The organism is Pseudomonas sp. EZ-C24, assembly GCF_014525325.1.
GTDB lineage: Bacteria > Pseudomonadota > Gammaproteobacteria > Pseudomonadales > Pseudomonadaceae > Aquipseudomonas > Aquipseudomonas shirazensis.
The window spans coordinates 217,487-225,696 of the sequence record NZ_JACDIU010000003.1; the positions used below are offsets into that span (position 1 = coordinate 217,487).

Below are 8,210 nucleotides of genomic sequence, written 5' to 3' on the forward strand. Positions count from 1 at the left end.
ATCCCGCCCTTTAGCCGCCGTCCGCCCGTGAGGCCGACCGCGCATCTCTACCGAATGAAGAGGCTAGACCCTTGGCATTGACGATTCTTGGCCTGTCCGGCGCCCTTAGCCATGACCCTTCCGCGGCCCTGTACATCGACGGCAAGCTGATTGCCGCCGCCGAAGAAGAGCGCTTCGTGCGTGACAAGCATGCGAAGAACCGCATGCCCTACGAATCGGCGAAGTTCTGCCTGGAGCAGGCCGGCATCAAGCCGTCGGACGTCGATGTGGTCGCCATACCCTTCGCCCCGATCAGCCTTTTCGGCAAGGCCCGCTGGCACTATGCCAAGCGCTACTGGTATGCCCCGGACCGCGCCCTCGACGCGCTGCTGATGGGCAACCGTCGCTACAAGCGCTATCGCAACAAGATCGTCTGGTGCCTCGAGCAACTGGGCTTCGATCCGAAAAAGATCAAGATCGAGCCGGTCGAGCACCACCTGGCGCACGCCTCCAGTGCTTACCACTGCTCGGGCTTTAAAGAAAAAACCGCGATCCTCGGCATCGATGGCAAGGGCGAATACGCCACGACCTTCTTTGGCTACGGTGAAAACGGCAAGATCCACAAGATCAAGGAGTTCTTCGATCCGGACTCGCTCGGCGGCCTGTATGGCGCGATCACCGAGTTCCTCGGCTTTGAAATGCTCGATGGCGAGTTCAAGGTCATGGGCATGGCGCCATACGGCGATGCCAGCAAATATGACTTCTCGCGCCTGGCGAGCTTTGAAAACGGCGAACTGGTGATCAACACCGAATACGCCAACGTCATCGGCCTGCGTCGCTATAAAGAAAAGGGCAAGGGCTTCTACTTCTCGCCAAAACTGATCGAGTGGCTGGGTCCCAAGCGCGAAGGCGATATCGCCGACGAGCCGTACATCCACTACGCGGCGAGCATGCAGGCGCTGTTCGAGAAGCTTGCGCTGCAGATGATCGACCATTACCTGGGCGACATCCTCAAGCAGACCGGCAAGCTGGCCTTCGCTGGCGGCTGCGCGCTGAACGTCAAGCTCAACCAGAAGATCATCGCCCGCCCGGACGTCAAGGAGCTGTTCGTGCAGCCTGCCTCCGGTGACGCCGGTACTGCGGTCGGCGCTGCTGCCTACGTGTCGCACGCCCGTGGCGTCCCGGTCGAGAAGATGGAGCACGTCTACCTCGGCCCGTCGTATTCCAACGAGGACGTGATTGCCGCCTGCGCTCGCCATCCGAGCCAGCCGCAGTGGCGCAAGCTGGACAACATGCCCGAGCAGATCGCCAAGATCATGGTCGATGGCAACCCGGTGGCCTGGTTCCAGGGCCGTATGGAATTTGGCCCGCGCGCGCTCGGTGGCCGTTCGATCATCGGCTGCCCAAGCGTTGCCGGGGTTGCTGACCGGATCAACCACCAGATCAAGTTCCGCGAGCGCTGGAGGCCTTTCTGCCCGTCGATGCTCGACACCGTTGCGCCGCAGATGATCAAGATCGATCACCCTGCGCCGTTCATGACCTTCACCTTCGAAGTGTCGGATGAATGGAAAACCCGTGTACCGGAAGTGGTTCACGAGGACGGCACTTCGCGTGCCCAGGTGCTCAAGCGCGAATACAACCCGCGCTACTACGACATGATGAAAGCGCTGGAAGACCTGACCGGCAACGGCGTGTCGCTGAACACTTCGCTGAACCGTCGTGGCGAACCGATGATCTGCTCGCCGACCGACGCCTTGAACATGTTCTTCGGCTCGGACCTGCAGTACCTGATCATGGAAGACATCCTGGTCGTGAAGGATGGCGCTGCGCCTTATGACCAGCCGCTCTGAACCGCGCATTCTGCAGTTCTGCCATGGTTCTGACGGGCCGTTTCTCGACTGCGCCCGTCAGTACGCCAGCCTGTTTCAGGGGCGCGGTTATCAGGTCACCACGGTGTTTCTCACCGGCAAGGCCGATCCGCAGGTAGCCGCGGGCTGTGCTTCGGACGAAGTGCTGTTTCTCGAATTCAGCTCCAAGGCCGTGCGCGGCCTGAAGCTGGGGGCGATACGTGCGCTGCGGCGGATCGCTGCCGAGCGCAACTTTGCCCTGTGCATCGCCCACCGCTTCAAGCCGATCTATATCGCCTTGCTCGGCACCGACCTGCCGGTGATCGGCGTGCACCACGCGTTCGGCGACTATCAGCGCAACAGCCGCCGGCTTTTCGCCAATCTGTTCCGCCAGCGCCTGAGCTTGCTCGGCGTGTCCGACGCGGTGCGCGACGATATGCGCCGCTGCCTGACGCAGTGGCCGGCCGAACGTATTCAAACCCTGTACAACCGCATCGACGTCGATGCACTGCAGGCCAGCCTGGTGCCGGCTGAAGAAGCCCGGCGGGTGCTTGGCCTCGATCCGCAGGCGTGGATTGTCGGCAATGTTGGCCGTCTGCACCCGGACAAAGACCAGGCGACCTTGCTCAGAGGATTCGCCCAGGCGCTGCCGAATCTGCCTGCCGGTGCTCGCCTGGCGATCCTCGGCACTGGCCGCCTGGAGCCACAGCTCAAGGCCCTGGCGGTCGAGCTGGGTATTGCTGCTCAGGTCGACTTTCTTGGCCAGGTGGCGGATGCGCGGCGCTACTTCAAGGCGTTCGATGTATTTGCGCTGAGCTCGGACCACGAGCCGTTCGGCATGGTCCTGCTGGAGGCTATGGTCGCCGGCGTTCCGGTATTGGCCACGGCCTGTGGCGGTGCCCGCGAAGTGGTCGAGGGCGTTGGCATGCTGTTCCCGCTGGGCGATGCCGGGCAGTTGGCCCAGGGCCTGGAACATATGGCCAGGCTGGACGACCAGCAGCGTCAGGCGTGTGCCGAGCACATGCTGCAACGCTTGCGCGAGCGCTTCAGTGACCAGGCCGTCGCCGAGACCTTCTGGCAGTTGCCGCAAGCACAGGCGTTGGCGGTGCAGCCGTGATCTTCAACCGCATCCCGGCTGTGCGCGAGCGCGGCTGGAAAGTCATCGATGCCGCCGCCTATGCCGAGACCTGGCAGCGCTTCGGCGGCAGCGTCGCGACCCATCCGCGGGTGCTCGAACAGTTGGCTGAGCTTGCGCAGATCCCGGTCCGCTATCTGGGGTGGGAGCAGGGCGGTGATTTACAGGCGGCCATTCCGACCTGGGGGCGCCACCTGGCATTGTCCAAGGACGTGCTCAAGCGTCACGGCAAAAAGGGTCTGTTCGACCTGGGCAATGCCGAACTGATTCTGCCGGCGTCCAGCACTGCCGAGGCGCCGCTGCGGCACGCCGGGCGCTACCTGTCAGAGCTCAACCACGGGCGCTTCAGCGGCCTGCAGGCGCAAGCTGAACAGTTGGCCATGGCCCGCGCGCCGGAAGACCTGTCGAAGAAGTTTCGCTACAACCAGCGCCGTGAACTGCGCTTGTTGGAAGAAGCCGGCGGGCAGGTGCAGCCGATCAGCGATTTTACCTCGGCGCAGATCGCCAGCATGTATTGCGACCTGTTCCAGCGCCGCTGGGGCTTCGCCGCCACCGGCGCGCAGCATATGCCTGAAGTGCTCGAGCGCCTGCGCGAGCTGTTGATCGGTTCGGTGGTATTGCTTGAAGGTGCACCGATTGCCATCCAGCTGATCTACCGTGTCGAGGCCCCGGAGTGGGTCAGCGTCGAGTACGTCAACGGCGGCGTCGACCCCGAGACCAAGGCGTTCAGCCCCGGTAGCGTGCTGAGTTTCCTCAATACCCAGGCCGCCTGGGAAGATGCCCGCGCGCGCAACAAGGCCCTGCGGTTCTCCTTCGGTCGTGCTGACCGGGAGTACAAGGAGCGTTGGTGCACGCCGGTGCCGGTGTATCAGGTCTGACCATGAGCGCACGCAAGCAGCAGTTACTCAATCGTCATCGCAAGCGCAAACGGCTGGTTGTGTTGGTGCTGTTGTGCGTTCTGTTGCTGTCGGCCTTGTGGCTGTGGTGGCTGCCGCCGGTACTCGCGCTGCTGCTGTGGGTCGGCCATGAAGCCTGGTTTTCCGATCACCTGTTCTACGTGGCCGCCAGTGATTACGAGTACGACCTGCAAGGCTGCGCGCGCTACCCGCTGCACAGCCGCGACGGCCTGCTCACGCTGCCTGCAGATTGCGTACTGGCTGCCAGCCAGACCCTGCTGCTGCGGGTGCAACTGCGCGCCAGCTTGCTGGGTCGGCTGCTTGACCCTGCCGTTGTCATCGAAGGCGGCAACGCCGACAAGCAAAGCTTCGAGCGCGGCGCCAAGGGCGTGCGCTACCTCAATCTCAGTGGTCAAGAGGCTGCATTGGCAGCTGGGCAACTGCGTTTGCGCGGGCGCCACTGCCGGCTGGCAGCTGAAATGGAGCTGCTGGTTATCGGCCACGCCGACTACCTTGCCGGCACCCTGATGGTGATCGCGCCGCATGCCGATGATGCCGAACTGGCGGCCTTTGCAGCGTATGCCCAGGCCGAGCAGAGCTGGATCGTCACCCTGACCGCTGGCGAAATTGAAAATGAGTACTACCGCGACACACTGGCCCTGGACACCGTGCAGGCAGCCCGGCTCAAGGGCGAGCTGCGCAGTTGGGACAGCGTCGCCGTGCCGCGCTGGGCCGGGGTGCCATCGGCGCAGAGTGTGCAGCTCGGTTACTTCTGCATGCAATTGAGCGCGATGCAGGCCGATCCGCAGGCAGCAGTGGCGTCCCGTGAGGCCGATCTGGTCGACACGCGTCCGTTTCGCCGCTTCAACGAATGCACCCTTCAGAGTGATGCACACGGTCAGCCGACCTGGCAGGCCCTGGTGGCTGACCTGTGCGAGCTGATCGAGCGCGCGCGACCGGACACCGTAGTGCTGCCGCATCCGCAGCTCGACCCGCACCCCGATCACGTCTGCGCCCACGACGCACTGCGCGAGGCGCTGGCCGCGTGCCAGTGGCAGCCGCAGACCCTGCTGCTGTACGCCAACCACCTTCATGACAACGACCGCTGGCCGATGGGCGAGGCGGGTGACGGCGTGGCCTTGCCCCCGTTGTTCGAGGCGCAGCCGGGGATGTGCCCGTGGGCACTGCAAGTCTCGCCTGAGCGACAGCGGCAAAAGGCCATGTCTTTGGCTATGATGCACGACCTGCAGCCGCCGGCGCCGCTCAAAAGGCGGGTTCGGCGCCTGCTGCAACAGTATCTGGCTGGTCGCCGTTGGCCGCTATTTGGTAAAAACGAGTTCTTCCGTAAGGCAGTGCGTCGCCACGAACTGTTTTGGGTCGAGACACTGGTCGACAAGAGTAAACCACAGTGAAAGTCCTGTTTCTGGTCCAGAAAGAGCAGCGCGCCATCCTTGATCGGCTGTATGAAGGCATCGCCGCCAGTTGCGAGTGTGATATCCGCTGGCTGACCGACGCCGAACAGGACGACCTGCGCGGTTACTTCAAGCAGCATGTGCAGGTCGAACAGTACGACCGCATCCTGTTCTTCTTGCGCTTCAAAAAGGAGATCCGTCAGGTTCGCTTCATCAGCCAGATACCCAATCTGGTCATCCTCGAGCACGATGCCTACCAGAACTACATCCCCTGCAAGTACACCGGCAAGTTCAGCGCGCATTACCGCCGCCTGCCGTGGGCGCGGGTGATCACCTCTGGTGCGGTGGTCACCCGCCGTCTGCAGGACGAAGGCTTTGACGCGGTGTTCGTGCCCAAGGGCTATGATCAGGCGCTGCTGCGCAACGAGAACCGCGAGCGCGATATCGAACTGGCGTTTGTCGGCAGCCTGCGCAGCGTCGCCTATTCCGGGCGCAAGGCCATGCTCGACTCGTTGGCCGAGGTGGAAAACCTGGTCATCACCCGCACCAAGTCCGGCGAAGAGTACAGCCAGACCCTCAGCCGCATTCGCTACTTCGTCAGTGCCGATGTCGGCATGGGCGAGTACATGATCAAGAACTTCGAAGCCATGGCCTGTGGCTGTGTGCTGTTCGCCTACGACCAGGGTGATGAAGAAAACCGCGCCCTGAGCTTTGTCGACATGGACAACATCGTGCTGTACCGCGACCTTGCGCAATTGCGAGAAAAACTCGCGGTGCTGCGTGCCGACAGCGCCCTGGCCGAGCGTATTTCCCGCAATGGCCAGGCATTGGCAGAGCAGCGCTTCAGCTTCCACGCCATCGGCCAGGCGATCGTCGAGGCCATGCGTCCCCCTTTGCGTCAGCGTGACAACCCGGGCCCGTGGCAACGTCTGCGTCGCGCCCTGGGTCTATAACGCCCGACCCTAAACCATCGAGGACAACCATGCTTTTCAGTGAAAGCAGCGAAATCACGCTGATGGTGACCAGTTGCGGTCGGTTCGATCTGCTCAAGCGCACGCTCGAGACTTTCGACCGCTTCAACACCGCGCCCATCCGCGAGGTGTTCATCACCGAAGACGCCGGCGACGAAGCCGTGCGCGAGTGCATCCCCGAACACTGGCGTGCGCACACGACCTTTATCGTCAACAACCCGAAGCTGGGCCAGTTGCGTTCGGTTGACGCCGCGTACGCGCAGATCAAGACCTTCTGGGTGTTCCACTGTGAAGATGACTGGGCGTTCTACCGCCCGGGCTTCATCGAAGACTCCATGGCCCTGCTTGACGCTGATCCACAGGCCTTGCAGGTCTGGCTGCGCAGCTTTGCCCATGACCTGCAGGTGCATAGCCCGTATGTGTTCCTGCACGAGCGTCAGGTGCACGCCGGCATCCCGTTCTACCAGCTGGGTTCGAACAAACCGGAATGGCAGGGGTTCTCCTTCAATCCGGGCCTGCGCCGGCTGGCTGATTACCAGGCGCACGCGCCGTATGCCTCGCATTCGGGCGAGAAGAGCCTGTCGCGGCTGTATGCCGACGCCAACCGCTACGCACTGATTCTTGAAAACGACGCTGTATTGCACACCGGTTTCGGTGAGCACGTGGAAATGCCCGAAGAGAAGGTCAAGAAGCTTCGGCGCAAGCGCATGGAGCGCATCAAATTGATGGCTGCGCTCGTTATTGGACTGCTGGTTGGATGGATATTGAAGGATGTTTGAAAAGATAGGCAAGGAGGGCGCAATGAGCAGGCAATACTTTGCTGCAGCACTGATCGTGTTTCTGCTCAGCTATGTGTTGATGACGTCCTCGAAGTGGACCAACAACATTTTTTACGCGTTCGTCGCGTTGCCTGGGCTGGTGTTCCTGATAAAGGAGCGCGGCGCGGGATTGTTTGCAAACAAGCTGGGCTGGGCCTGGGTAGTGTTTCTGCTGTGGTTCCTGGTGCCAGCGGCGGTGGCTGGCGATGGGCAGTTCTACAAGCACATCCTCTATGTGACCTTGTTCGTGTTCATTCTGGGCGGGCTGCTCAATCCGGACTTCTTCCGCTCCGAGGCATTCACCCGAGCCCTGTTCTGGGCGCTGTGCCTGTATATCTATGGCTGTGCGGCCTATGCCTACCAGTCTGGCGAGTTCCGCTTCGGCGCGCGAGTAGGGATCCTGCCCGCGCGGCTTGAGAACGTGATCTATGCCAGCATCTGGTTGTTCTGCGCGCTGGCCCTGGCCATGCCAGCGTGGGTCAAGAACCGCCGCTGGGTGGAAGCCTGTGCTGCCGTAGTGCTATCGGTGGTGGCGGTCAGTTTCGTCTTGCAGACGCGCACTGCACTGGTCGGCGCAGCCTTCCTGTTCGCGGCCTGGGCGTGCTACGCGCTGTGGCGCTTCCCCCGGGTTGCCGGGCCTTGGCTGTTGGCGTGTGGGGTGATGGGGGCGATAGCGCTGTGGCTGGTCAAGGATGCGCAGTGGTTCCATAACCTGTTTGCGCGCGGCGACTCGTATCGCATCGAGTTGTTCCAGATCATGGTCGGCGAGTGGCGCAATTGCGGCTGGCTGCTTGGCTGTGGCGTAGAGTTCCAGACCGACAAGCTGCTCAGCGGTGTGATGCCGATTCAGCATCCGCATAACATCTTCGTCGCGATGGGCTTGTACACCGGTGGCGTTTCGCTGGTGTTGTTCCTGATCGTCATGGCCATGACCCTGATCGAAGCGATTCGCCTGCGCGATCCGTGGGGTATGTACCTGGCGTGCGCGCTGGTGATGCTCAATTTCGATGGCAGCAAGCTGATCGGCAACCCGGATGAGCTTTGGCCGCTGGTGTTGTTGCCGGCAGCGATGGTGTTGGGCAGGGTTGTCCAGCAACAACAGCGTAAGCGCTGGTAACAGATCAGAAGCTTGCGCGATCCCTGTAGGAGCGG

7 protein-coding genes are annotated in these 8,210 nt (G+C 62.3%); all 7 read left to right on the forward strand.

Going from position 1 to position 8,210, the window contains the following annotated elements; all coding sequences use genetic code 11:
• The first annotated feature begins 71 nt into the window (after window positions 1-71).
• From IDM28_RS01380 to IDM28_RS01410, 7 genes are read left to right on the forward strand one after another with little or no spacing between them, the layout of a single operon-like run.
• Window positions 72-1,829, forward strand: coding sequence for a carbamoyltransferase (locus tag IDM28_RS01380; protein WP_101315830.1), 1,758 nt, complete (start codon window positions 72-74; stop codon window positions 1,827-1,829).
• Window positions 1,813-2,943, forward strand: a complete 1,131-nt coding sequence (locus tag IDM28_RS01385; RefSeq protein ID WP_188035204.1) for a glycosyltransferase — start codon at window positions 1,813-1,815, stop codon at window positions 2,941-2,943. Before IDM28_RS01380 ends, IDM28_RS01385 begins: the two co-directional genes overlap by 17 nt.
• On the forward strand, window positions 2,943-3,839 hold the full coding sequence (locus tag IDM28_RS01390) for an antimicrobial resistance protein Mig-14 (RefSeq protein ID WP_150573091.1): 897 nt from the start codon (window positions 2,943-2,945) through the stop codon (window positions 3,837-3,839). Before IDM28_RS01385 ends, IDM28_RS01390 begins: the two co-directional genes overlap by 1 nt.
• Before the next feature lie 2 nt (window positions 3,840-3,841).
• Window positions 3,842-5,269, forward strand: coding sequence for a PIG-L deacetylase family protein (locus tag IDM28_RS01395; RefSeq protein WP_188035205.1), 1,428 nt, complete (start codon window positions 3,842-3,844; stop codon window positions 5,267-5,269).
• Complete coding sequence (locus tag IDM28_RS01400; protein WP_188035206.1) at window positions 5,266-6,222, forward strand: glycosyltransferase; 957 nt, start codon at window positions 5,266-5,268, stop codon at window positions 6,220-6,222. Before IDM28_RS01395 ends, IDM28_RS01400 begins: the two co-directional genes overlap by 4 nt.
• A 29-nt stretch (window positions 6,223-6,251) precedes the next feature.
• Window positions 6,252-7,019 (forward strand): glycosyltransferase family 2 protein, encoded by a 768-nt coding sequence (locus tag IDM28_RS01405; protein ID WP_188035207.1) that lies wholly within the window; start codon window positions 6,252-6,254, stop codon window positions 7,017-7,019.
• A 22-nt stretch (window positions 7,020-7,041) separates the two neighbouring features.
• Window positions 7,042-8,175, forward strand: coding sequence for an O-antigen ligase domain-containing protein (locus IDM28_RS01410; RefSeq protein WP_224785561.1), 1,134 nt, complete (start codon window positions 7,042-7,044; stop codon window positions 8,173-8,175).
• The last annotated feature ends 35 nt before the right edge of the window (window positions 8,176-8,210 follow it).